The organism is Chryseoglobus sp. 28M-23, assembly GCF_014789785.1.
GTDB classification, from domain to species: Bacteria; Actinomycetota; Actinomycetes; order Actinomycetales; family Microbacteriaceae; genus Microcella; species Microcella indica.
Window position 1 is genome coordinate 238,698 of sequence record NZ_CP061846.1, and the last position, 22,608, is coordinate 261,305.

Genomic DNA, 22,608 nt, shown 5'->3' on the forward strand with positions numbered 1-22,608 from the left:
CCGGGGGTCAGCTCGCGGGGCGTAGTTTGATGCCGCGGGTGGTGTCGGGCAGAGGCGTGGCGGCTTCGGCTTGGAGTGCGAGGGTGCGGTCGCGGGCAAGGCCGGTGAGTCGGTCTTGGAGGGATTGGATGCGGCGGGCGAGTTCGGCGGGGTTGATCCGGTCGCGCCGGTCGCGCAGTTGGGCTGCTTGGTCTGGGGAGAGGACTCCGGCGGCCAGGAGACGGTCGAACGGGGTCTTCGGGGCGTCGTAGAGACGCTTGCGGCGTCCGGCGGCGTCGGTCGACCAGTCGGTGGGTTTCTTGGTCGGGGTGAAGAAGTTCAGCCGGTCGTTCACGAGCGGCCAGAGCTGGTTCAGGAGGGTCAGTTCTTCCGGGGTGTCGTAGCGCCAGTAGAACGCGTAACGGCGCACGAGGTGGTTGTTCTTGGACTCGATGGTGGCCTGGTCGTTCTTGTTGTACGGGCGGGAGCGGGTGAAGAAGATCTTCCGCTCGGCGGCCCAGCCGATGACGTCGTGGTTGATGAACTCGCCGCCGTTGTCGAAGTCGAGCCCGGTGACTTCGAACGGAACCTGTGAGGTGGCGTGCTGGAGGGCGGCCAGCACGTTCAGGTGCGCGTTGTTGCGGGTGGAACGGGTCGTCACCCACCCGGTGCGCATGTCGGTGAGGTTCACCGTCCGGCAGAACTCGCCCTTCAGCGTCGGACCGCAGTGCGCGACGGTGTCGCCCTCGAAGAACCCCGGGGACTGTTCGACCTCGTCGCCGGCTTTGCGGACCTGGATCGAGGAGCGCAGCAGCGGCGACGGCTTCGTCGTCGAGATGCCCCGGAGTGGGTCTTTCGCTCTCGCGGGGGCGAGGTAGCGGTCGATCGTCGCCGGGCTCATCGCCTCCAGCTCGGCCCGCACCTCGGGCGAGTAGCGGGCCTGGCCGGCTCTGAGCTCGCCGTGGCGTTCCAACGCGTCCAGCAGGACCGGCATCGCCGCGGCCAGGTACTTCCCGCACTCGAATCCCGCGAACGCCCACACCCTTTGCAGCGTCTTCGTCGCGTCATAGGAGTACTTCCGAGCCCGAGGCTTCCGCGCCTTGCTCACCGTGCGAGGGCGGGGTCGAGCGGCTTTCGCGAGCCTGCGACGGGCGTTATCCCGCGACCAGCCGGTGACCGCGACCACCTCGTCCAGCAGCCGGCCCTTGTCCTTCTTCGACGCCTTCGCATACGCCCGGGCGTACTTCACCGTGATCTCTGCTCGCGCAGCCATCGACAACCTGCTTCCCATACCTCGGATAATGCCCGCCATTCGCGGGCATTCTTATCTGAGGCACGGGAACCCACTCGCGGGCATTCTTCGTGAGGCACGTCGTCAGATTGACCGGCGGCCCTCGGCCGAGTAGGCTTTCCCCTTGGTGTCCGTCGCCGACGGCCATCCAGTTGAGCCCTCCACCGAGGCGTTCTCGCGCGATCTGCGTCGAGAACTCCCACCGGAGTGGGATTCGCGAACACCTCGACCAGAAAGTACGCACTGTGACGCGCACCTTCAGCCCCACGCCCGCTGACATTCAGCGCGACTGGGTCGTCATCGACGCAACCGATGTCGTCCTCGGCCGCCTCGCCAGCCACGCCGCCGTTCTCCTGCGCGGCAAGCACAAGCCGACATTCGCCCAGCACATGGACATGGGCGACTTCGTCATCATCATCAACGCCGAGAAGGTCGCCCTCACCGGCTCCAAGCTCGAGCAGAAGAAGGCATACCGCCACTCGGGCTACCCGGGCGGCCTCACGGCGACGACCTACTCGGAGATGCTCGAGAAGAACCCGGCGCGCACCGTCGAGAAGGCGATTCGCGGCATGCTGCCGAAGAACTCGCTCGGCCGTGCTCAGATCAAGAAGCTCAAGGTCTACGCGGGCGCCGAGCACCCGCACGCTGCGCAGCAGCCGAAGACCTACACCCTCGACCAGGTCGCTCAGTAGCGGCCGCCGACGACGCTAAGGACAATGAGCAACGTGGCAGACGTGACGAACAGCGACAACACGAGCACCGACGCGGCGACCGAGGTCGCCCCCTCGAGCTACTCGACCGAGTCGACCGCCCCCGCAGCGGAGGCCGCGCCACGCGCGATCCTCTCCGTGTCGGGCGCCGCAGTGGGCCGCCGCAAGCAGGCGATCGCCCGCGTGCGCATCGCTCCCGGCGCCGGCACCTACGTGGTGAACGGCCGCACCCTCGAGGAGTACTTCCCCAACAAGCTGCACCAGCAGCTCATCAACGACCCCTTCACCGTGCTGCAGCTCGGGGGCGCATACGACGTCACCGCGCGCATCACCGGTGGCGGCCCCTCGGGTCAGGCGGGCGCACTGCGCCTCGCCATCGCGCGCGCACTCAACGAGATCGACCGTGAGAACAACCGTGCGACCCTCAAGAAGGCCGGGTTCCTCACGCGCGACGCGCGCGTGATCGAGCGCAAGAAGGCTGGTCTCAAGAAGGCGCGCAAGGCTCCGCAGTACTCGAAGCGCTAGTCGCGCCTCGGGCTTCGGACCACCCACATGGGTCGCCTTTTCGGCACGGACGGGGTTCGGGGGCTCGCCAACGGTGATCTCACCGCTGACCTGGCCCTCGGCCTCTCCCAGGCCGCCGCTCGCGTGCTCACGCAGGGCCGGCACGCCGATGAGTTGCGCGCCCAGGGCAAGCGCCCGACCGCGATCGTCGCGCGCGACCCTCGCGTGTCGGGGGAGTTCCTGACGGCGGCCGTGTCGGCTGGCCTTGCGAGCTCGGGCATCGACGTGCTCGACGCCGGGGTCATCCCCACGCCTGCCGCCGCCTTCCTCGTCGGCGACATCGGGGCCGACTTCGGCGTCATGATCTCGGCATCGCACAACCCGGCGCCCGACAACGGCATCAAGTTCTTCTCCTTCGGCGGCACCAAGCTGCCCGACGAGGTGGAGGACCGCATCGAGGGTGCACTCGAGGGCGAGAAGCTCGCGCCGACGGGCGAGGCTGTGGGGCGCATCCGCCGGTTCGCCGATGCGGAGGACCGCTACCTGCTGCACCTGCTACGCACCCTGGATGCCCGGCTCGACGGCCTGCACATCGTCATCGATTGCGCGCACGGCGCCGCGGCAGGCATCTCGCCGCAGGTGTTCAGCGACGCCGGTGCCTCGGTGAGCGTCATCGGGTCTGACCCCGACGGCCTCAACATCAACGACGGCGTCGGCTCGACCCACCTCGAGCCCCTGCAGCGCGCGGTGCTGGAGCAGCGTGCCGACTTCGGCATCGCCCACGACGGCGACGCCGACCGGTGCCTCGCGGTCGACGCCGACGGGCGGGTCATCGACGGCGACCAGATCATGGCGATCCTCGCCGTCTCGATGCAGCGGCGTGGTCTACTCGCCCAGAGCACCCTCGTCACGACCGTCATGAGCAATCTCGGCCTCGGGCGCGCCATGGCCGAGCACGGCATCACCGTGATCCAGACGAAGGTCGGCGACCGGTACGTTCTCGAGGCGCTCGCGGAGCACGGCTTGAGCCTGGGCGGCGAGCAGTCTGGCCACATCATCTTCCAGGAGCACGCGACGACCGGTGACGGCATCCTCACGGGCCTGCAGCTCGCCGCCGAGATGTCGCGCACGGGCCGCACGCTCGCCGAGCTCGCCGACGTCATGACGGTCTTCCCCCAGGTGCTCATCAACGTGCGCGGCGTGGACCGCACGCGCGTGCACGACAGTGCTGCCCTCGCGGAGGCCGTTGCCGCGGAGGAGGCGCTGCTCGGGGAGAGCGGACGCGTGCTGCTGCGCGCAAGCGGCACCGAGCCGATGGTGCGCGTCATGGTCGAGGCGGCAGACCAGGAGACCGCGCAGGCCGTCGCCGAGAGGCTCGCCGCCGTCGTGTCGGCCGAGCTCGCCGTCTAAGGTCCTCCGGGAGGAGGCAGCGGTCACCGCGGGTTCGCACCGGCGCGCTCACACCGTGGCGAGGAGCTCCGTGTGGGTCATCGTGAAGCACCCGCGCTCGTCGGCCGCCCACGTACGCCAGGCGTCGCTGATGGCCTGCAGCTCGTCGACGGTCGCGTGACCGCCCTCGACGGCGTCGGTTGCGAAGCGAGAGTGGAGTGCGCGCTCCGCCCAGGCGCCGCCCCACCACTCGCGCTCCTGCGCGGTCGTGAACGCCCAGGCGGACGCCGTGAACTGCGGCCTCGTGAGGTCGGCGTCGAGCGCCCAGCTCGTGAGATGACGCCCGGCGTCGGGCTCGCCGCCGTTCGCGCGGTGCACTCGACGGACGACGTCGAGCCAGAGCTCGAGCTCCGGCAGGAGAGGGAACCATGTCGTCGCCGAGTAGTCCACTTCCCGCGCGGCCACCAGGCCGCCACCGCGCGCCACGCGCGCCATCTCCCGCAGCATCGCCACAAGGTCCTGCACATGCTGCACGATCTGATGCGTGTGCACGATGTCGAAGGTCTGGTCGTCGAACGGCAGCGCGAGGCGTCGCCGAGGACGAACTCGGCGCTCGTCTCGAGCTCCGCCGCCGCGGCCAGCGCGTCGGGGGCGGCGTCCAGGCCGACGACCCGAGCCGGCGCGAGGCGCTCGGCGAACTCGGCGGTGATCGTTCCCGGGCCGCAGCCGACATCGAGGAGGGAACGGCCGGCCGTCAGGTGGGGCTCGAGGTAGTGGGCGGAGTTCGCGATCGTGCGCCATCGGTGCGCGGCCAGGACGCTCTCATGGTGGCCGTGAGTGTACTTCTCGGACTCGGCCATCAGATCTTTCTCAGCAGAACGGTCGAGACGGTGTGGTCGTGCTCCTTGCGCAGCACGAGCGACGCTCGTGCCCGCGTCGGCAGGATGTTCTCCACGAGGTTCGGCTCGTTGATCTCGCGCCAGATCTCGCGCGCCTTGGCGATGGCCTGCTCGTGCGAGAGCGCCGCGTAGCGGTGGAAGTAGCTGCGCGGGTCCACGAATGCGCCGCTCTGCAGGGCGAGAAAGCGGTCTTCGTACCACTGGGCGATGTCGCTCGTGCGGGCGTCCACGTAGACGGTGAAGTCGAACAGGTCGCTCACCGCGAGGCTTGCACCCGGCCCCGGGGGCTGCAGCACGTTGAGCCCTTCGACGATGAGGATGTCGGGCCGCCTCACGATGATCTCGGCATCGGGGACGCGGTCGTACGTGAGGTGCGAGTAGACGGGTGCGCGCACCTCCTCGACGCCTGACTTGATGCGCGAGACGAATCGGAGGAGGGCGCGGCGATCGTAGGACTCGGGGAACCCCTTGCGATGCAGGATGCCCCGACGAGCGAGTTCGGCCGTGGGCAGGAGGAAACCGTCCGTCGTGACGCGCTCGACCCGCGGGGTGTCCTCCCACCGTGAGAGCAGCTCGCGCAGCAGTCGGGCGATCGTCGACTTGCCGACCGCGACAGAGCCGGCGACCCCGATGACGAAGGGCGTGCTGCGCCCGCTCTCGCCGAGGAAGCTGCGGGTCGCAGAGTGCAGATCGCGGGCTCCCGCCGCGTACAGATTGAGCAGACGGCTCAACGGCACGTACACCTCGGCCACTTCGCGCAGATCGAGGGAGTCGCCGAGTCCTCTCAGCTGCACGAGCTCCTGCTCGGTGAGCGGCTGCGGCGTGGCGGGGGCGAGCGCCGCCCACCGTCGGCGATCGATCTCGACGAAGGGACTGGTCTCGCGCGCTGCGCTCGCCTCGGGCATCGGCTCCACGTTACTCCCGTCCGCGGAGCCCTAGAATCGTCAGTCATGTGCGGAATCGTGGGATACGTCGGCCCTCGGGGCAGCGTCGAGGTGCTGCTCGGCGGCCTGAAGCGCCTGGAGTACCGGGGGTACGACTCGGCGGGAGTCGCCGTCATCGACGACCATGGTGCGCTGGGCACCCGCAAGCACGCCGGCAAGCTGCGCGTGCTCACCGACGACCTCGCGTCGACGGCTCTGGCCGATGGCGGCACCGGCATCGGCCACACCCGCTGGGCGACCCACGGCGGGCCGACCGACGAGAACGCCCACCCGCACCTCGGCGACGGCGGCCAGCTCGCGCTCATCCACAACGGCATCATCGAGAACTTCGCACCCCTCAAGGAGGAGCTCGTCGCTCGAGGCCACGAGTTCCACAGCGAGACCGACTCCGAGGTGGCCGCCATCCTCGTGGGCGAGGCCTACCGAGAGACGGGCGATCTGACCGCGGCCATGCTGCACGTCGTCCAGAGGCTCGAGGGCGCGTTCACCCTTCTCGCTGTGCACGCGGGCCAGCCGGGCGTCGTCGTGGGCGCCCGCCGCAACTCTCCGCTCGTGATCGGCCTCGGCGATGGCGAGAATTTCCTCGGCTCCGACGTCGCGGCGTTCGTCGAGCACACGCACCGCGCCATGGAGATTGGGCAGGACCAGCTCGTCACGATCCGCCCCGACAGCGTCGAGGTCGTCGGCTTCGACGGCGTCGCGGTGACGCCCAAGACCTTCGAGGTCGACTGGGACGCTACGGCGGCCGAGAAGGGCGGCTGGTCGAGCTTCATGGCGAAGGAGATCAGCGAGGAGCCGGAGGCGATCGCGAAGACGATTCTCGGCCGGGTGAGCGACGGTCTCGTCCACGTTCCCGAGCTGGATGCTCTGGGCGACGATGTTCTGCGCGGCATCGATCGCGTGCTCATCATCGCGTGCGGCACGGCCGCCTACGCGGGCCTCGTCGGCAAGTACGCGATCGAGCAGTGGGCGAGGGTGCCGGTCGACGTCGAGCTCGCGCACGAGTTCCGCTACCGCGACCCCGTGCTGTCGACCTCGACCCTCGTCATCTCGGTGAGCCAGTCTGGCGAGACGATGGACACGCTCATGGCTGTGAAGTTCGCCCGCGAGGCGGGAGCGCGCACGCTCTCCATCTGCAACACGCAGGGCGCGACGATTCCGCGCGAGTCTGATGCGGTCATCTACACGCACGCAGGGCCGGAGGTCGCGGTCGCCTCGACGAAGGCCTTCGTGGCGCAGATCACCGCCATGTACCTGTTCGGGCTGCAGCTCGCGCAGGCGCGCGCGACGCTCGACGATGAGACCGTGCGCGGTCTCGTGGCGGAGCTGCAGGAGGTGCCGGAGAAGCTCACGAAGGTTCTCGAGGTGGGAGATCGCATCCGGGAGCTCGCGCACTGGATGGCGGACACCCGCTCGGTGCTGTTCCTCGGTCGCCACGTCGGCTACCCGGTCGCGCTCGAGGGTGCCCTCAAGCTCAAGGAGCTCGCGTACATCCATGCGGAAGGCTTCGCGGCTGGTGAGCTCAAGCACGGGCCGATCGCCCTCATCGAACCAGGTCAGGTGGTGTTCGTGATCGTGCCGAGCCCTCGCGACGAGCGCTCGCTGCACGCGAAGGTCGTCTCGAACATCCAGGAGATCAGGGCGCGGGGCGCGCGCGTCATCGCGATCGCGGAGGAGGGCGACGTCGCCGTCCTGCCGCACGCCGACGAGGTCATCCGCATCCCCCTCGCCTCGCCGTTCTTCGAACCGCTTCTCGCCGTCGTGCCGCTGCACATCTTCGGCATGGAGCTCGCAGCGGCCAAGGGGCTCGATGTGGACCAGCCGCGCAATCTCGCCAAGTCGGTGACGGTCGAGTAGCCGATGCCGCGGATGCGCTCGTGATCGTCGGGATCGGCGTCGACGTCGTCGACCTGGCCCGCTTCGAGCGCGCCGTCGGACGAACGCCCGGCCTGGTCGATCGTCTCTTCGCCCCCGCTGAGCGCGGCCTGCCGCTGCGCTCGCTCGCGGGGCGGTTCGCGGCGAAGGAGGCGCTCCTCAAGGCACTCGGGGCGACGGACGGCGTGCGATGGCACGACATGCAGGTGGTCTCCGATGCGGAGGGGAACCCCGACCTGCGGGTGAGCGGGCGCGCCGCTCAGATCGCGGCGAGCCGCGGCATCGCGCACCTGCACGTGTCGATGTCGCACGATGCGGGCGTGGCCACGGCGTTCGTCGTCGCCGAGTCGGACGATTCCGACCCTGCCGATTCCGACCCCGCCGCGGGGGAGGCCGCATGACCCGCCCCTTCCGCGAGGCCCGCATCGACGTGGGTGCGATCGCGCACAACACCGAGCGGATGCGGCGCGCGGCGCCGACACCCCACTTCATGGCCGTCGTCAAGGCCGACGGCTACGGCCACGGTGCTGCGAGGGCCGCACGCGCGGCGCTCGAGGCTGGCGCCGACCATCTGGGAGTGGCCGACATCGACGAGGCGCTCGAGCTGCGCGCAGCGGGCATCGACGCGCCCGTGCTCGCGTGGCTGCACGACCCGTTCGCCGACCTGGACGCGGCAGCCGAGGCGGGCATCGAGTTCGGGGTGAGCTCGCTCGCGGAGGTAGAGCGTGCTGCCGCGGTCGGCCACCGCGCGGTCGTGCACGTGAAGGTCGACACCGGGCTCAGCCGCAACGGGGCCCCTGCTGCGCAGTGGGGCGCGATCGTCGACGCGGTCGCGCGCGCGCAGGCGGCGGGCTCGCTGCGTCTGGGCGGCGTCTTCACGCACCTGTCGAACACGACGGCCGAGGAGGACCGCGCGCAGGTCGTCGCCTTCGAGGAGTTCCTGGACGCCGTGCGTGCCGCGGGCCTCGAACCCGGGCTGCGCCACGTCGCGGCGTCGGCCGCCGCACTCGACCATCCTGCGGCGCGCTACGACATGGTGCGCGTCGGTATCGCTCTCTACGGCATCGCCCCTGAGGTCCACTTGCGCGGCGCCGTGCCGCTGCGGCCGGCGATGGAGCTCAGTGCGCGCGTCGTGAACGTCAAGCGGGTTCCCGCGGGCTCGGGGGTCTCCTACGGCTACCGCCATCGCACCGACCGGGCGACGACCCTCGCGCTCGTCCCGCTCGGCTATGCGGACGGCGTGCCGCGCCATGCCGTGGACGGCCCCGTCGTGATCGCGGGGCGGCGCCATCGCGTCGTCGGTCGTGTGGCGATGGACCAGTGCGTCGTCGAGGTCGGCGACGCGGACGTGGCGGTGGGTGACCGCGCGGTGCTGTTCGGTGACCCCGCGACGGGCGCCCCCTCCCCCGAGGAGTGGGCCGATGCCGCTGGCACGATCGGCTACGAGATCGTCACCCGGCTCGGGCGCCGGGTGACCCGCACCCAGGTGCGCTCGTGAGCGGCGCCGCGCACCTCACGATCGCCGACCCGGAGGCGATGGAGCAGCTCGGCGCGCGCATCGCCGCGCAGCTGCGGGCGGGGGATGCCGTGCTGCTCACGGGCGAGCTCGGGGCGGGCAAGACGACTCTCACGCGCGGGCTCGGAGCCGCTCTCGGCGTGCGGGGCGCAGTCACGAGCCCGACCTTCGTGCTCGCCCGCACGCATCCGCGCGTGGACGGCCCGCCGCTCGTCCACGTCGATGCGTACCGGCTGGCGGACGCGCGCGAGCTCGACGACCTCGACCTCGACTTCGCGGAGAGCATCACCGTCGTCGAGTGGGGGGCGGGCCTGCTCGAGCACATCATCGACGAGTGGCTCGCGGTGACGATCGCGCGACCGCACGGCGCCGGCGATGCTCACGGCGACTCCTCGGCGACTGACGACCCCTCCCTCGAGCCTGTCGAACCGCGCAGCGTGACGGTCCAGGGCGTCGGGGCTCGCTGGGCCGACCTAGGCTGGCTGCATGCTCCTGGCGATTGACACCTCGGCGGGAACCTCGGTCGCCCTGCTCGCCGAGGACGGTGCGGTCGTCGCCGAACGCTCGACTGCCGACACCCGCCGCCACGCGGAGGTCATCGGGCCGTTCCTCGCCGCGATGCTCGCTGCGGCTCCCGACGTGCGCGGCTCCCTCACCGCGGTGGCGGCGGGCATCGGCCCTGGTCCGTTCACCGGCCTGCGGGTGGGTCTCGCGGCGGCGCGCGTCCTCGCGCTCGGTCTCGACATCCCGGTGCTCGGGGTGCCGAGTCACGAGGCCGTGGCGCTGCGTCTGCTCGTCGCGGGCGAGGTCGCCGGTCGCTTCGCGATCGTCACGGATGCCCGTCGCCGCGAAGTGGCGGTGACCGTCTACACCGCCGCGCTCCCGGTCCCGGCGGAGGTCGAACCGGCTCACCTCGTGGAGCGCGTCGCCTACGTGCCCGAGCCAGGGCTCACGGTGCACGAGGTGGCGGAGATCCCCGCGGTCTGGCTCGCACGAGCGGCCCAGGCGCGCAGAGCGGTCGGAGCGTCGTTCCCCGAGCCGGCACCCCTGTACCTGCGAGCACCGGATGTGACGCTCGCCGCTCCCAAGCGGGTGTCGGCATGACCGCGTCTCGTGCCGAGGGTGGGCCGGGCATCCGGCTGCGGGAGGCGGCGCTCGCCGACCTCGACGCGATCATGCACCTCGAGCGCGCGACCTTTCCCGCCGATGCGTGGAGCAGGGATGTCATGGCCGCCGAGCTCGCCTCACCGCACACCGTGTACCTCGTGGCCGAGTCGGGGGACGAGGTCGTCGCCTACGCGGGACTGAGCGCGGTGCCCCGCGCCGAGCAGGCCGACCTGCAGACGATCGCGGTCGACCCCACGCACCGGCGGCTCGGGGTCGGCACCGTGCTCGTGCGGCACCTGCTCACGCTCGCCCGGGATCGCGGTGCGCGGGAGATGCTGCTCGAGGTGCGCGCCGACAACCCCGGGGCGGAGGCCCTCTACGAGCGCCACGGCTTCACCCGCATCGCCGTGCGGCCGCGCTACTACCAGCCGGACGACGTGGATGCGATCGTCATGCGCGCGGAGCTGGCATCGTGAGCCTCGTGCTCGGCATCGAGACGAGCTGCGACGAGACCGGCATCGGCATCGTGCGCGGCTCGACTCTGCTCGCCAACGTCATCTCCTCCTCGATGGAGGAGCACGCCCGCTACGGCGGCGTCGTGCCCGAGGTCGCCGCGCGTGCGCACCTCGAGGCCATCGAGCCCGCCATTCGGGCGGCCCTCGCCGAAGCCGACGTGAGACTCGCCGACCTCGACGCGATCGCCGTCACGAGCGGACCGGGGCTCGCTGGCGCTCTCATGGTCGGCGTGGGCGCCGCGAAAGCACTCGCTCTCGCGCTCGACCGCCCGCTCTACGCCGTCAACCACCTCGTCGGGCACGTCGGTGCCGATGTGCTGCGCGACGACGGCACAGAGCTCGAACTGCCGACCGTGGCGCTGCTCGTCTCGGGCGGCCACACGAGTCTTCTGCTCGTGCGCGATCTCACGAGCGACGTCGAGCTGCTGGGGGAGACGATCGACGATGCGGCGGGGGAGGCCTTCGACAAGGTGGCCCGCCTCCTCGGCCTGCCATACCCGGGCGGCCCGCACATCGATCGCGTCGCCGCGGACGGCGACCCGGCGGCGATCCGCTTTCCGCGCGGGCTCACCCTGCCGAAGGACCTCGAGAGGCACCGATACGACTTCTCGTTCTCGGGGCTCAAGACCGCGGTCGCGCGGCACGTCGAGCGCGTGCGCGATGCGGGAGGGGAGGTGCCCGTGGCGGATGTCGCGGCGAGCTTCCGCGAAGCAGTGGCCGACGTGCTCACGGCGAAGGCGATCGCGGCGTGTCGGGATCTCGGCGTGCCCCGCCTCCTGCTCGGCGGGGGAGTCGTCGCCAATGCGCGCGTGCGGGCGCTCGCCGAGGAGCGCGCCGCGGCGGCAGGCGTGAGCCTGCGCATCCCGCCCCTCGCCCTGTGCACCGACAACGGGGCCATGATCGCCGCGCTGGGCGCCCAGCTCATCGCCGCGGGGCACCCGCCGTCGACGCTCGACGTCAGCGCCGACTCGACGCTTCCGGTCACGCGCATTCAGGCCTAGGGATGCTCGCCGGCGGCTGCGCCGCTCCCTCGCGAGCGTTGACACCCCCTCGGGACACTGGAAACATGGGATCGCCCACCCCGGTTTCGCCACGACATCACTAGGAGCACCATGACTGACGCACCTCCTCCCGCCCCTGAGCCCTCGTCGACGCCGTACTCGTCGGCTCCCGAGCAGAAGACCAACACGCTCGCGATCGTCGCGCTCATCCTGGGAATCCTCATTCCCATCGCCGGCATCGTCGTCGGCCACATCTCGCTCAGCCAGATCAAGAAGACCGGGGAGAACGGCCGCGGCCTCGCCCTCACCGGCACGATCCTCGGCTACGTCTTCAGCGTGCTGTGGATCATCTTCTGGGTCGTCACGATCATCCTGCCGTTCCTGATCTTCGGCAGCGCGGTCAGCTACAGCACCTTCTAGAGCTGTCGACCTGAGGCCCGTCCGCGATGTCGCGGGCGGGCCTTTCCCGTGCGCGCCGTCAGGACCCCGGAGAGCGGTCTGCGATCGCTAGGCTGAGGGCATCCGTCATCCGTTCGAGCGAGGACACCGCATGGCCAGCACCGACATCCCCAGCCCCGCCGCCGATGAGGGCGCCGGCGACGAGCCCCTCGCCGCGGCCCCGAAGAAGCCAGCGGCCCGCAAGCCCGCCGCGACGAAGCCGGCCGCCGCCAAGAAGCCCGCTGCTGCGAAGAAGCCCGCGGCTGCGACCACGCCGACTGCCGCACCACCTCCCGCTGCCCCGGGGGCGTCGCCCTACGCGCAGCAGCCCTACGCGGGCCAGCAGCCCTACGCGGCCGCGCCGGCCGGCCCCGCGTCGACGCTCAGCATTCTTGCGCTCATCGGCGGCATCGTGGGCCTGCTGCTCTCGTTCGTCGGCTTCGGTCTCCTGCCGGCGCTCGCGGGCGTCATCCTCGGCCACCTGGGCCTCAATCGCGAGCCGCACGCTCGCGGCATGGCCATCGCGGGCCTCGTGACCGGCTACATCGGGCTCGGCATCTCGATCCTGTGGGGCATCTTCTGGGTCGGCATCTTCCTGCTGCCCCTGCTCTTCATCCCGGCGGCGACGCTCGGCGGGTTCTAGGCACTGCTAGGCCCCGCTCGTCGCGCGCGGCGGTTCGTCCGCCCGCTCGGCGAGCAGGACCGCCTTCTCGCCCGCGACGCGGGTGAGGATGAGCACCGCTGAGCGATCACCGCGCAGCTGCAGCTTCGGCCGCAGGGCTGCGGGATCGATGTCGACGCCGCGCTTCTTGATCTCGAGCACTCCGATCTCGCGCGCGGCGAGCTCGCGCCGCAGATGACGAACGTCGAGGGGCCAGCGTTCCCGAACGTGGAACGCGCGCGCAAAGGGGGTAGGCGCGAGCCGGTCGGCCGTGATGTACGCGATCGTCGGGTCGAGCATCCGGCCCCCCAGCTGGTCGGCCAGCAGGCCGATGAGGCGGGCTCTGATGACCGCGCCGTCTGGCTCGTAGACCCAGTCGCCGAGCTCGCCGACCGCAGCGTCCTCGCTGTCGCGCTTCGCGGTGAGCTCGTGCGCGCTGTCGTCGGCGCCCAGAACCAGAGCGGCGCGCCCGACGTTCGGGCGGGCGAGGCTGCCGCTCCACAGCACGAGCTCGACGACGTCGCCGCCCACGGAGACCCACTGCGCCTCGCCGGAATCGGGCAGCAGCGCTCGATCCATGCCCGGCCCGAGCTTGATGCCGGCCGGCCGCCGACGGGCGAGCTCGAGGGCCTTGTCGAGGCGGGGCGACCAGTCGCCGGGGTCGGCGAGTCGGCGTGCGCCTTCGCGCCGAGCGGGGTCGAGCCAGATGCCGTCGACGCCGTCGAGGTCGATCGCCGTCAGATCGCCATGCACGACGTGGGCGCTCGCCCACGGCGCCAGGTTGTAGGCGGCGAGGGCGGCCGTGACCTCGTCGCGCTCGACCGCGGTCACGCGCAGGTCGAGTGCGGCCATCGCCATCGCGTCCCCCCCGATTCCGCACCCGAGATCGGCGACGTGCTCGAGGCCCGCGGCCGCGAAGCGGCCGGCGTGGAGCGCGGCAACGCGCAGTCGGGTGGCCTGTTCGAGGCCGGTTTCGGTGAACAGCATGCGATCGGCGAACTGGCCGAACTTAGCGGAGGCGCGGCGGCGCAGACGGTACTGCGAGAGCACGGCGGCTACGCGAGCAGCGGGATGCCCGTCTCGACGCAACCGACTCACGAGTCGCACGACATCGTCGGTGGAGGTGCTCGGTTCAAGCGAATCGAGCAGTGCGAGCGCCTCCTGCGTCAACAGTTCTCGTAGCTCGGCGCTCTCCATGCCAGCGATCCTCCCACCCTTGCGCGCTCGGCGCATTGGCACTCGGATTGCATGAGTGCTAACTCCTTGGGTACAGTGGTGCTGGCACTCGCAGGGCGAGTGTGCCAACTCCCTCATCGTCTTTAGGAAAGAAGAGGTCAACCGTGTCGGTCTCCATCAAGCCGCTCGAAGATCGCATCGTCATCAAGCAGGTCGAGGCGGAGCAGACCACTGCTTCCGGTCTCGTGATCCCGGACACCGCCAAGGAGAAGCCCCAGGAGGGCGAGGTCGTGGCGGTCGGCCCCGGCCGCATCGACGACAACGGCAACCGCGTCCCCATCGACGTCTCCGTCGGTGACCGCGTGCTGTACTCGAAGTACGGCGGTACCGAGGTCAAGTACGACGGCGACGAGCTGCTCGTCCTCTCGGCGCGCGACGTGCTCGCGGTGGTCGTCCGCTAGCGCGGATCCTCCACGGGCCGAGACCCCCGTTGCGCTTCGGCGCAACGGGGGTCTCGGCGTCTCCGGGAGCATGCCGGAGCGGTGCGGCGAGCCCCGCGAGCGGCACTACAGTGAGGCTGTGCCCGACCCTCGCTCCTCGTCGACAGGCCTTCTCGCCGCCATCGGCGCCTACGGGCTCTGGGGTCTCCTGCCGGTCTACTTCATCGCCCTCATGCCGACGGGGCCCGTCGAGATCGTCGCGTGGCGCATCCTGCTCTCTCTGGTCTTCTGCCTTCTCATCATCGGGGCGACGCGCACCTTCCCTGCCCTGCGGGCGCTCATCGTCGACCGGCGCATCCTGCTCCTCAGTGCCGTCGCGGCAGTCCTCATCGCCGTCAACTGGCACGTGTACGTCTACGCCTCCCTCAGCGGCTTCATCCTCGAAGCGGCGCTCGGATACTTCATCAATCCCATCGTCACGGTCGCGCTCGGGGTCGTCTTCCTCCGCGAGCGGTTACGGCCCGCCCAGTGGTGCGCAGTCGCTCTGAGCATCGTCGCCGTGATCGTGCTGGCCGTCGGCTACGGCACGGTGCCCGTGATCGCGCTCGCGCTCGCCTTCTCGTTCGGGTTCTACGGCTATGTGAAGAACCGCATGGGCCCCCGAGTCTCGGCTGTGGGCGGGCTCACCCTCGAGACCGCCTGGCTCGTGCCGCTCGCCATCGGCGAGCTTGTCGTCATCGGCATGCTCGGCTCGCTCACCGCCGGCACGGTGGACCCCGGTCACACGCTGCTGCTCGCTCTCGCCGGCGTGGTCACGGCCATTCCGCTCCTCCTCTTCGCCGCGGCAGCCCGGCGACTGCCCCTCACCGTGGTCGGCTTCGTGCAGTACCTCGCACCCGTGCTCCAGTTCCTCTTCGGGGTGATCGTGATGGGAGAAGCGATGCCCCTCGAGCGCTGGATCGGCTTCTCCCTCGTCTGGCTCGCCCTCATCGTGCTGAGCACGGACGCGGTGCGTGCGCGTCAGCATTCCCGGCGCCGCGCCGCACCGCCGCCGGTGGAACCGGTCTGAGCGGCGGAGCGCTAGTGTGCGGGTGAGCAGCCACCGTCGTCCGCGCGACCCCAGCACTCGACACCGACCAGCGCGAAGGAGACCCCGATGCGCACAACACCTCGTGCCGCCTCAGCGGTGCTCGTCGCGGCCGCGCTCGGCCTCACGGCATGCTCGGGCCTCGGGCCCATGCCGACGCCCAGCGAGACGCCGAGCGCCGTCGCGACCGTCGAGGCGAGCGGCGACGGCGTGCTGCGTATCGGCACCCTCTTCCCGACGAGCGGCGACATCTCCTTCATCGGCCCTGCCCTCGTCGCGGCCGCCGAGGTCGCGGTGCGCGACGTCAACGCGGCCGGGGGAGTGCTGGGCGAGCCCGTCGAGATCTTCCACCGAGACTCCGGGGATGCGTCGGGCGACGACCTCGAGTCGGCGATGGCAGACCTCCTCGAGCTCGAGGTCGACGTGATCATCGGGCCCGCAACCTCCGTGCTGGCCGAGCGGATCATCCCGCTCGCCGCGGAGGCGGGCGTGACGGTCATCTCGCCCGCGGCCACCTACCCCTCCTTGCGCGCGCAGGATGAGGATGGCGTGCTCTTCCGCACCATTCCCTCCTACGAGAACCAGGGGGCGCTCATCGCGCAGTCGGTCCTCGCCGCGGGGGGCTCCTCGATCGTGCTCGTCACCGACGATGACGAGCTCGGCCTCGCCCTCGAGGCGAGCATCATCGCGGGCCTCGCTGACGAGGACGCGCTGCTGGGCGGCCTCGAGACGCTCACCGAGTCGAGCAACCTGGCGCGCATGGCGACCGACATCGCAGCGGTGGAGCCGGATGCCGTGGTCATCGCGACGACGACGGCCCTCGATGAGCAGACACGCGGTCTCATCGTCGCGCTCGCGGAGGTGGACGTCGCAGGGCGCACGCTCTGGCTGACATCGCAGAACATGGCCGATTACTCCGCCACCCTTCCCGAGGGCGTGCTGGAGGGCGCGTACGGGGTGCTCGAAGGCACCCCAGCGAGCGATCAGTTCATCGCGCGGCTCCGCCAGTCCGACCCGGCGCTGCGCAGCTTCCGATACGCGGTCGAGACCTACGACGCCGTCGTCCTCGCCGCGCTCGCCGCGCTCGAGTACGACGACGACGGCGGACCGTCCATCGCCGCCGGCCTGCCCCGCATCACCGCGGAGGGCTACCGTTGCGGGAGCGTCGCCGAGTGCCGGGTCGTCCACGACGATCGTGGCTCGTTCCACTACGTCGGGCTCGTCGGCGATGTCGCGTTCGACGCCTCGGGTGACGTCACGAAGGCCGACTACGGGCTCTACCGGTACTCGGAGGAGAACCGGCCGGTGCGCATCGGCACGCTGCGGTTGCGATGATCGACCGGGCATCACCGTCCCGATGCGGAATCGCGCGCTCGATGCACACTTCTCGACGGAATCCGTCGCTGTGATCGGATTGTGACATCGAATCTCGGCGTTACAGGGATGTAACCCGTACGTATTGTGCGTGCCTCACTACCGCCGTACGGTGGCTTAATGGTGACGTATCCCGTTGCCGTGTCCTGAACACATTCGAAACGCAAGGAGCAACATGGGCGTATTCACTTCCGGCTCGGCCGGCCGCTCTCGTTCTCTCAAGTCGGTCCTCGGCGGCATTGCCGTCCTGGGCACCAGCGCACTCATCCTCGGTGGATGCGCAGCGACGACAGAGGAAGAGCCTGCTGGCCCCGCTGAAGACCTGACTCTCACGATCGGCACCATCCTGCCCCAGAGTGGCGCGCTGGCGTTCCTCGGGCCCCCCGAGGAGGCGGGCGTCGCGCTCGCCGTGCAGGAGATCAACGAGGCGGGTACGAGCCTCACCGTCGAAGCGATCTACCGCGACTCCGGTGACACCACGACCGACACCGCAACCGTCTCGGTGACCGACCTCCTCTCGCAGGACGTCGACGCCATCATCGGCGCAGCGTCCTCGGGTGTCTCGTTCACGGTGATCGACCAGATCACCGGCGCGGGCGTCGTGCACTTCTCGCCGGCGAACACCTCGCCGGACTTCACGACCTACGACGACGACGGCCTGTACTTCCGCACCGCCCCCTCGGACCTGCTCCAGGGTGAGGTTCTCGGAAACCTGATCGCGGAAGACGGCGCAGCGACCCTCGGTCTGCTCGTGCTGAACGACGCGTACGGCACCGGCCTCGCGGCGCAGCTCACCTCGACCTTCGAGGCCGCTGGTGGCGAGGTCGTCGAGGAGCAGCTGTTCAACGAGGGTGACACGAGCTTCGACTCGCAGATCTCGGCGCTGACCGCTGCCAACCCCGACGCGATCGCCGTCATCACGTTCGACCAGGCGAAGATCGTCGTTCCGGGCCTCGTGGGCGCGGGATACCCGGGTGAGAACCTGTACTTCGTGGACGGCAACCTCGCCGACTACAGTGCAGACTTCGAGACCGGTCTGATCACGGGCGCCAAGGGCACTGCCCCGGCCCCGAACCTGACGGACGACTTCACCGACCGCCTTGACGCGATCGACCCCGACCTGGACTCGTACCTGTACTCGTCCGAGTCGTATGACGCCACCATCCTCATCGCGCTCGCCGCTCTCGCGGCCGGCTCGACCGATGGTGTCGACATCGCGTCGAAGCTGCAGGAGGTCTCGGGTGGTTCCGGCGACGGTGAGAAGTGCACGGACTTCGCGTCCTGCGCGCAGATCATCGCCGACGGCGGCATCGTCGACTACGACGGCCCCTCGGGCCCGATCACGCTCAACGACGCCGGTGACCCCACTGAGGCCACCATCGGCATCTTCGAGTACGGCGACGACAACACCTACGCGGGCAACCGCCTCAACTAGTCTCGACTAGCTGACCACGGAGGGCCCCGGCATCACGCCGGGGCCCTTTGTCGTGCCGCCGCGTGGCGGAGCCCCGCGAGCAGACGCACGAGGGCCCCGCGGAGACGTGCTCTGCGGGGCCCTCGTGGCGGTTCTGCGGGCGCTACTCCTGGCCGAGGGTCCCGAGGTACAGGCCGATGACCTTGGGGTCGTTGAGCAGGTCGCGGCCCGCGCCCTCGTAAGCGTCGGTGCCCTGGTCGAGCACGTATCCGCGGTCGCAGATCTGCAGGCAGCGCCGAGCATTCTGCTCGACCATGATCGTCGTCACGCCCGCCTTGTTGATCTCCTTGACGCGCAGGAAGGCCTCGTCCTGCCGCACGGGCGAGAGGCCAGCGCTGGGCTCATCGAGCAGGATCACCTCGGGGCTCATCATGAGGGCGCGGCTCATGGCGACCATCTGGCGCTCACCGCCGGAGAGCGAGCCGGCACGCTGCCCGAGCCGCTTGCCGAGCTCGGGGAAGATGTCGACCACGAACTCGAGTCGGTGATCGAGCTCCTTGGGCTTCTGGAAGATGCCCATCTCCAGGTTCTCGCGAATCGTGAGGGTCGGGAAGACGTTGTTGGTCTGCGGCACGAAGCCGACGCCCTTGGAGACGAGCTTGTTCGCCTTGAGATTCGTGATCTCGTCTCCGTAGAGGGAAATCGTGCCCTGGCGCACCTTGACGAGCCCGAAGATCGACTTGAGAAGCGTCGACTTGCCGGCCCCGTTCGGCCCGATGATGCCGATGAGCTCGCCGTCGTAGGCAGTGAGCGAGCAGTCGGTGAGGATGTCGATGCCGGGCAGGTAGCCGGCCGTCACCTTGTCCACGTGGACGACGAGCTTGCGGTCGTCTACGGCGGCGCTTCCCGCTTCAGTGCTTGACTTCGTCGGCGTCGTCATCGGCCAGCTCCTTGATCGCGTCCTTCGCCTCGGAGTCGATGGCCCCGAGGTCCTCATCATGGTGAGCGCCCAGGTAGGCGTCGATCACGGCCGGATTCGCCATGACCTCGTGCGGGTCGCCCTCGGCGACGATGCGGCCCTCCGCCATGACGATGACCCAGTCGGCGATGTGCCGCACCATGTGCATGTCGTGCTCGACGAAGAGCACCGTCATGCCCTGCTCCTTGAGACCCAGAATGTGGTCGAGGAGGGACTGCGTGAGCGCCGGGTTCACACCCGCCATCGGCTCGTCGAGCATGACGAGAGTGGGCTCGCTCATGAGAGCACGCGCCATCTCGAGCAGCTTGCGCTGGCCGCCGGAGAGGCTCGCAGCGTAGTCATCCTTCTTCTCGAGCAGCTTGAAGCGTTCGAGGAGCACGAGCGCGCGCTCCTCGATCTCCTGTTCCTGCTTCTTCCAGATGAACGGGAAGAGAGCGCGGAAGAGGCTCTCGCCCCGCTGCCCCTTGGCCCCGAGCTTCATGTTGTCGAGCACGGTGAGCAGCGCGAGCGCCTTCGTCAGCTGGAAGGTGCGCACCTGGCCCTTGCGGGCCACCTTGAACGCGGGAATGCCCGAGATGCCGGAGCCGTCGAAGGTCCACTTGCCCGAGTCAGGCTGATCGAAGCCGGTCAGGAGATTGAAGAGCGTCGTCTTGCCCGCTCCGTTGGGGCCGATGAGCGCCGTGATCGCCCCGCGCGGAATCTCGATGTGGTCGACATCGACCGCCGTGAGCCCGCCGAAGCGGCGCGTGATGTGGTCGGCAACGATGATCGGGTCGGTCTTGGCCACGCCGGGTGCGGCCTCGCCGACATGGAGCCCCGTGGTCTTGACGGGGCCGGTGGCGTCACTCGGGCTGCTACTTGACAAAAGCCAGCTCCTTCTTGTTGCCCAGGATTCCCTGTGGTCTGTATATGACGATGAGCATGATCGCGATGCCGACGAAGATGAAGCGCAACTGGCCGGCCTGCACGGTCGTCATGAAGGGTATGAAGCCCTCGCTGACAGCACGAGCGATGAAACCGGAGAAGAACGACAGCAGCACCCAGAAGACCATCGCGCCGAGAATCGGACCGAAGACGGTCGCGGCCCCGCCGAGCAGGAGGATCGCGTAGATGAAGAACGTCAGGGTCGGCTGGTAGTTCGCGGGCACCACTGAACGCGGCAGGATGAAGATCATGCCGGCGAGGGAGCCGTACACGCCGCCGAGGATCAGCGACTGCATCTTGTAGAAGTAGACGTTCTTGCCGAGCGCGCGCACAGCATCCTCGTCCTCGCGGATGCCCTTGATCACACGACCCCAGGGGCTCTTGAAGAGCTGCCACGTGATGATGGCCGCGATGACGACGACCCCCCACCCGACGATGCGAACCCACCAGTCGTACTCGTTGTAGACGAACGGGCCGAAGCCGTAGGTGCCCTCGGGAATAGGGTTGAGATCTTCGAAGCCGCCCTTGTAGCCCTGCAGGCCGTTCGCAGACCCCGTGACGGGCTCGAACACGTTCGTCGTGAAGAGCAGGCGCACGATCTCGGCCGCGGCGATCGTCACGATCGCCAAGTAGTCCGCGCGCAGTCGCAAGGTCGGCAGACCCAGGATGAAGGCGAAGACGATCGACGCGACGACGCCGAACAGCACCGCCGCCCACACGGGCCAGCCGAACGTGAGCGTCGCGATGGCGAAACCGTATGCGCCGAGCATCATGAAGCCCGCTTGGCCGAAGTTCAGCAGGCCCGTGAACCCGAAGTGCACGGCGAGGCCGAGGGCGGCGAGCGCGTAGGCGGCCGTCGTCGGGGAGATGAACTCCTGCGCGGCGTTGGAGAGTAGTTGAATCCAGTCCATGGTCCGCTCCTAGCCGATTCGTTCTTTGCGTCCGAGGATTCCCTGAGGCCGCACGAGCAGCACCAGGATGAGGATGATCAGCGCCCCGACGTACTTCGTGTCGGAGGGGATGATGAGCGTCGACATCTCGACGAAGAAACCGACGATGAGCGCGCCGACGAGAGCGCCGAACGCGGTACCGAGTCCGCCGAGCGTCACCGCGGCGAACGTCAGGAGCAGCAGCTGGAAGCCCATGTCCCAGCCGACGCCGGGCCGGAAGTAGGCCCAGATGATGCCGGACATGCCGGCGAGGAATCCCGCGAGCACCCACACGATGCGGATCACGCGGTCCACGTCGATGCCCGAGGCTGCCGCGAGCGCGGGGTTGTCGGAGACGGCGCGCGTCGCCTTGCCGATGCGCGTGCGCAGCAGGAAGTAGGCGACCGCGAGCAGGACCACGACCGAGAGCGCCATGCTGCCGACATCGATCCAGGAGAGGCCGAATGCGCCGATCGAGAACGAAGAATCGGTCGCGCCGGGAAGCTGCTGGGTCTCGCCGCCGTAGAAGAACTGGAAGACGTAGCGGAGGGTGAGCGACAAGCCGATGCTCACGATCATCATCGGGATGAGCCCGACGCCGCGCCTGCGCAGCGGCTTCCACAGGCCTGCGTCGTTCGCCCAACCGAACGCCGCGCTCAAGATGAGCGCTATGAGAAGGGCGAGCCACAGCGGCAGGGCGACCACCGTGCTGAAGGTGAGCGCCATAAGAGCACCGAAGGTGATGAGCTCGGCGTGGGCGAAGTTGCTCAGTCCGGTCGTGCCGAACACGAGAGACAGGCCGATGGCGGCGAGCGCCAGCAGCAGGCCGAAGTTGAGCCCGTTGAAGAAGCGGTCAACGATCTGATCCCACAGATTGAGGGTGTTGCGCTCGCCCTGGCCGATGAAGAAGTTCAAGACGGTGCTGCCGGACTGTCCGACGTTGACATCGCGGCTGTTGGGGGTCTCGTCCCCCTCCTGCGTCGTCTGCACGACGGCGATGCCGTCGGGGAGCGTCGTCTCGTCGAGCGTGACGGTGTAGTCGCCCTGTTCGGGCACGCCCACGGCCCAGCGGCCGTCCGCGCCGGTCTCCACCTCGACGCTGAAGCCAGCCCCGTCGATGACGAGCCGTACGTCTTCGAGTGGTTCGTCGGCGAGCTCGACGAGGCCGCTGATGCGGAAGTCGTACTCGTCGAGACCGACCTCGTCAGCAGCAGCCGGTGCGGCGACGGACAGAGTGAGAGCAGCCACGACCGTGGCGAACAGGACAGCCATGAGCCGCCGTGGTGCCCGCCGGGCGACTGGTCTGCTAGCAGCGTGTGCCACGAAACCTCCAGGTTGTTCCGGGTCGAGGCGTGCTGCCCCGCGGGCGGGTTGGGCCCTGTCGTCATCGTTGACGATACGGATCGTTTGTTGCCGTCGCGTTTCGCGGCGGCAACCACCGATGACTAGCCATTAT

General features: G+C 69.4%; 23 protein-coding genes and 1 pseudogene. 16 read left to right on the forward strand and 8 right to left on the reverse strand.

Annotated elements, in window-relative coordinates; translation table 11 throughout:
• Positions 1 to 7 precede the first annotated feature (7 nt).
• Positions 8 to 1,252: an integrase catalytic domain-containing protein gene (locus IE160_RS01205; RefSeq protein WP_191150778.1), complete on the reverse strand. Its 1,245-nt coding sequence runs from the start codon at positions 1,250 to 1,252 to the stop codon at positions 8 to 10.
• 263 nt (positions 1,253 to 1,515) lie between these two features.
• Here IE160_RS01205 and rplM point away from each other — a divergent pair, with 263 nt between their 5' ends.
• The 3 genes from rplM to glmM are packed head-to-tail and all read left to right on the forward strand — an operon-like array spanning position 1,516 to position 3,894.
• Positions 1,516 to 1,962 (forward strand): 50S ribosomal protein L13, encoded by a 447-nt coding sequence (gene rplM / locus IE160_RS01210; RefSeq protein ID WP_179872995.1) that lies wholly within the window; start codon positions 1,516 to 1,518, stop codon positions 1,960 to 1,962.
• Positions 1,963 to 1,986: 24 nt separating this feature from the next.
• The gene (gene rpsI, locus IE160_RS01215; protein WP_152582544.1) at positions 1,987 to 2,505 is read left to right on the forward strand and encodes a 30S ribosomal protein S9; all 519 of its coding nucleotides are present in this window, start codon (positions 1,987 to 1,989) and stop codon (positions 2,503 to 2,505) included.
• Positions 2,506 to 2,532: 27 nt separating this feature from the next.
• Positions 2,533 to 3,894 carry a phosphoglucosamine mutase gene (gene glmM / locus IE160_RS01220; protein ID WP_179872996.1) on the forward strand — a complete coding sequence of 454 codons (1,362 nt, stop codon included), beginning with the start codon at positions 2,533 to 2,535 and terminating at the stop codon, positions 3,892 to 3,894.
• Positions 3,895 to 3,942: 48 nt separating this feature from the next.
• Here the strand turns inward: glmM and IE160_RS01225 are convergent.
• Together IE160_RS01225 and coaA are read right to left on the reverse strand one after the other, a co-directional pair.
• Positions 3,943 to 4,733 (reverse strand): annotated as a pseudogene (locus IE160_RS01225) (methyltransferase domain-containing protein).
• The gene (coaA, locus tag IE160_RS01230) at positions 4,733 to 5,677 is read right to left on the reverse strand and encodes a type I pantothenate kinase (protein WP_191151414.1); all 945 of its coding nucleotides are present in this window, start codon (positions 5,675 to 5,677) and stop codon (positions 4,733 to 4,735) included. Before coaA ends, IE160_RS01225 begins: the two are co-directional and overlap by 1 nt.
• A 45-nt stretch (positions 5,678 to 5,722) precedes the next feature.
• Between coaA and glmS the strand changes: the two genes are divergently transcribed.
• From glmS to IE160_RS01275, 9 genes are all read left to right on the forward strand, one after another.
• Positions 5,723 to 7,573, forward strand: coding sequence for a glutamine--fructose-6-phosphate transaminase (isomerizing) (glmS, locus tag IE160_RS01235; RefSeq protein WP_191151415.1), 1,851 nt, complete (start codon positions 5,723 to 5,725; stop codon positions 7,571 to 7,573).
• A gap of 20 nt (positions 7,574 to 7,593) precedes the next feature.
• A complete protein-coding gene (locus IE160_RS01240) occupies positions 7,594 to 7,992 on the forward strand; it encodes a holo-ACP synthase (protein WP_191151416.1) in 399 nt (132 codons plus the stop codon).
• Positions 7,989 to 9,089 carry an alanine racemase gene (alr, locus tag IE160_RS01245; RefSeq protein WP_191151417.1) on the forward strand — a complete coding sequence of 367 codons (1,101 nt, stop codon included), beginning with the start codon at positions 7,989 to 7,991 and terminating at the stop codon, positions 9,087 to 9,089. The genes IE160_RS01240 and alr overlap by 4 nt, the downstream gene beginning before the upstream one ends.
• Positions 9,086 to 9,610, forward strand: a complete 525-nt coding sequence (gene tsaE / locus IE160_RS01250) for a tRNA (adenosine(37)-N6)-threonylcarbamoyltransferase complex ATPase subunit type 1 TsaE (protein ID WP_224744518.1) — start codon at positions 9,086 to 9,088, stop codon at positions 9,608 to 9,610. Before alr ends, tsaE begins: the two co-directional genes overlap by 4 nt.
• Positions 9,594 to 10,211 carry a tRNA (adenosine(37)-N6)-threonylcarbamoyltransferase complex dimerization subunit type 1 TsaB gene (tsaB, locus tag IE160_RS01255; protein ID WP_191151418.1) on the forward strand — a complete coding sequence of 206 codons (618 nt, stop codon included), beginning with the start codon at positions 9,594 to 9,596 and terminating at the stop codon, positions 10,209 to 10,211. The genes tsaE and tsaB overlap by 17 nt, the downstream gene beginning before the upstream one ends.
• Complete coding sequence (gene rimI / locus IE160_RS01260) at positions 10,208 to 10,690, forward strand: ribosomal protein S18-alanine N-acetyltransferase (protein ID WP_191151419.1); 483 nt, start codon at positions 10,208 to 10,210, stop codon at positions 10,688 to 10,690. The genes tsaB and rimI overlap by 4 nt, the downstream gene beginning before the upstream one ends.
• Positions 10,687 to 11,730: a tRNA (adenosine(37)-N6)-threonylcarbamoyltransferase complex transferase subunit TsaD gene (tsaD, locus tag IE160_RS01265; protein ID WP_224744519.1), complete on the forward strand. Its 1,044-nt coding sequence runs from the start codon at positions 10,687 to 10,689 to the stop codon at positions 11,728 to 11,730. Before rimI ends, tsaD begins: the two co-directional genes overlap by 4 nt.
• Positions 11,731 to 11,841: 111 nt before the next feature.
• On the forward strand, positions 11,842 to 12,150 hold the full coding sequence (locus IE160_RS01270; RefSeq protein WP_224744520.1) for a DUF4190 domain-containing protein: 309 nt from the start codon (positions 11,842 to 11,844) through the stop codon (positions 12,148 to 12,150).
• A gap of 130 nt (positions 12,151 to 12,280) precedes the next feature.
• A complete protein-coding gene (locus IE160_RS01275) occupies positions 12,281 to 12,811 on the forward strand; it encodes a DUF4190 domain-containing protein (protein WP_191151420.1) in 531 nt (176 codons plus the stop codon).
• Between the two features lie 6 nt (positions 12,812 to 12,817).
• Here the strand turns inward: IE160_RS01275 and IE160_RS01280 are convergent, their stop codons facing one another.
• On the reverse strand, positions 12,818 to 14,026 hold the full coding sequence (locus IE160_RS01280) for a class I SAM-dependent methyltransferase (RefSeq protein ID WP_191151421.1): 1,209 nt from the start codon (positions 14,024 to 14,026) through the stop codon (positions 12,818 to 12,820).
• A gap of 143 nt (positions 14,027 to 14,169) precedes the next feature.
• Here IE160_RS01280 and groES point away from each other — a divergent pair, with 143 nt between their 5' ends.
• The 4 genes from groES (at position 14,170) to IE160_RS01300 (ending at position 18,341) form a co-directional block, all read left to right on the forward strand.
• The gene (groES, locus tag IE160_RS01285) at positions 14,170 to 14,466 is read left to right on the forward strand and encodes a co-chaperone GroES (protein ID WP_152582531.1); all 297 of its coding nucleotides are present in this window, start codon (positions 14,170 to 14,172) and stop codon (positions 14,464 to 14,466) included.
• A 70-nt stretch (positions 14,467 to 14,536) separates the two neighbouring features.
• Positions 14,537 to 15,514: an EamA family transporter RarD gene (rarD, locus tag IE160_RS01290; RefSeq protein WP_191151422.1), complete on the forward strand. Its 978-nt coding sequence runs from the start codon at positions 14,537 to 14,539 to the stop codon at positions 15,512 to 15,514.
• Between the two features lie 87 nt (positions 15,515 to 15,601).
• On the forward strand, positions 15,602 to 16,867 hold the full coding sequence (locus tag IE160_RS01295) for an ABC transporter substrate-binding protein (RefSeq protein ID WP_191151423.1): 1,266 nt from the start codon (positions 15,602 to 15,604) through the stop codon (positions 16,865 to 16,867).
• A 214-nt stretch (positions 16,868 to 17,081) separates the two neighbouring features.
• Positions 17,082 to 18,341 (forward strand): ABC transporter substrate-binding protein, encoded by a 1,260-nt coding sequence (locus IE160_RS01300; RefSeq protein WP_191151424.1) that lies wholly within the window; start codon positions 17,082 to 17,084, stop codon positions 18,339 to 18,341.
• A 142-nt stretch (positions 18,342 to 18,483) separates the two neighbouring features.
• Here IE160_RS01300 and IE160_RS01305 read toward each other — a convergent pair whose 3' ends face one another.
• From IE160_RS01305 to IE160_RS01320, 4 genes are read right to left on the reverse strand one after another with little or no spacing between them, the layout of a single operon-like run.
• Positions 18,484 to 19,260: an ABC transporter ATP-binding protein gene (locus tag IE160_RS01305; protein ID WP_191151425.1), complete on the reverse strand. Its 777-nt coding sequence runs from the start codon at positions 19,258 to 19,260 to the stop codon at positions 18,484 to 18,486.
• Positions 19,232 to 20,164, reverse strand: a complete 933-nt coding sequence (locus tag IE160_RS01310) for an ABC transporter ATP-binding protein (RefSeq protein WP_191151426.1) — start codon at positions 20,162 to 20,164, stop codon at positions 19,232 to 19,234. Before IE160_RS01310 ends, IE160_RS01305 begins: the two co-directional genes overlap by 29 nt.
• On the reverse strand, positions 20,154 to 21,134 hold the full coding sequence (locus IE160_RS01315; RefSeq protein WP_191151427.1) for a branched-chain amino acid ABC transporter permease: 981 nt from the start codon (positions 21,132 to 21,134) through the stop codon (positions 20,154 to 20,156). The genes IE160_RS01310 and IE160_RS01315 overlap by 11 nt, the downstream gene beginning before the upstream one ends.
• Positions 21,135 to 21,143: 9 nt before the next feature.
• The gene (locus IE160_RS01320; RefSeq protein WP_179873012.1) at positions 21,144 to 22,424 is read right to left on the reverse strand and encodes a branched-chain amino acid ABC transporter permease; all 1,281 of its coding nucleotides are present in this window, start codon (positions 22,422 to 22,424) and stop codon (positions 21,144 to 21,146) included.
• Positions 22,425 to 22,608: the final 184 nt, after the last annotated feature.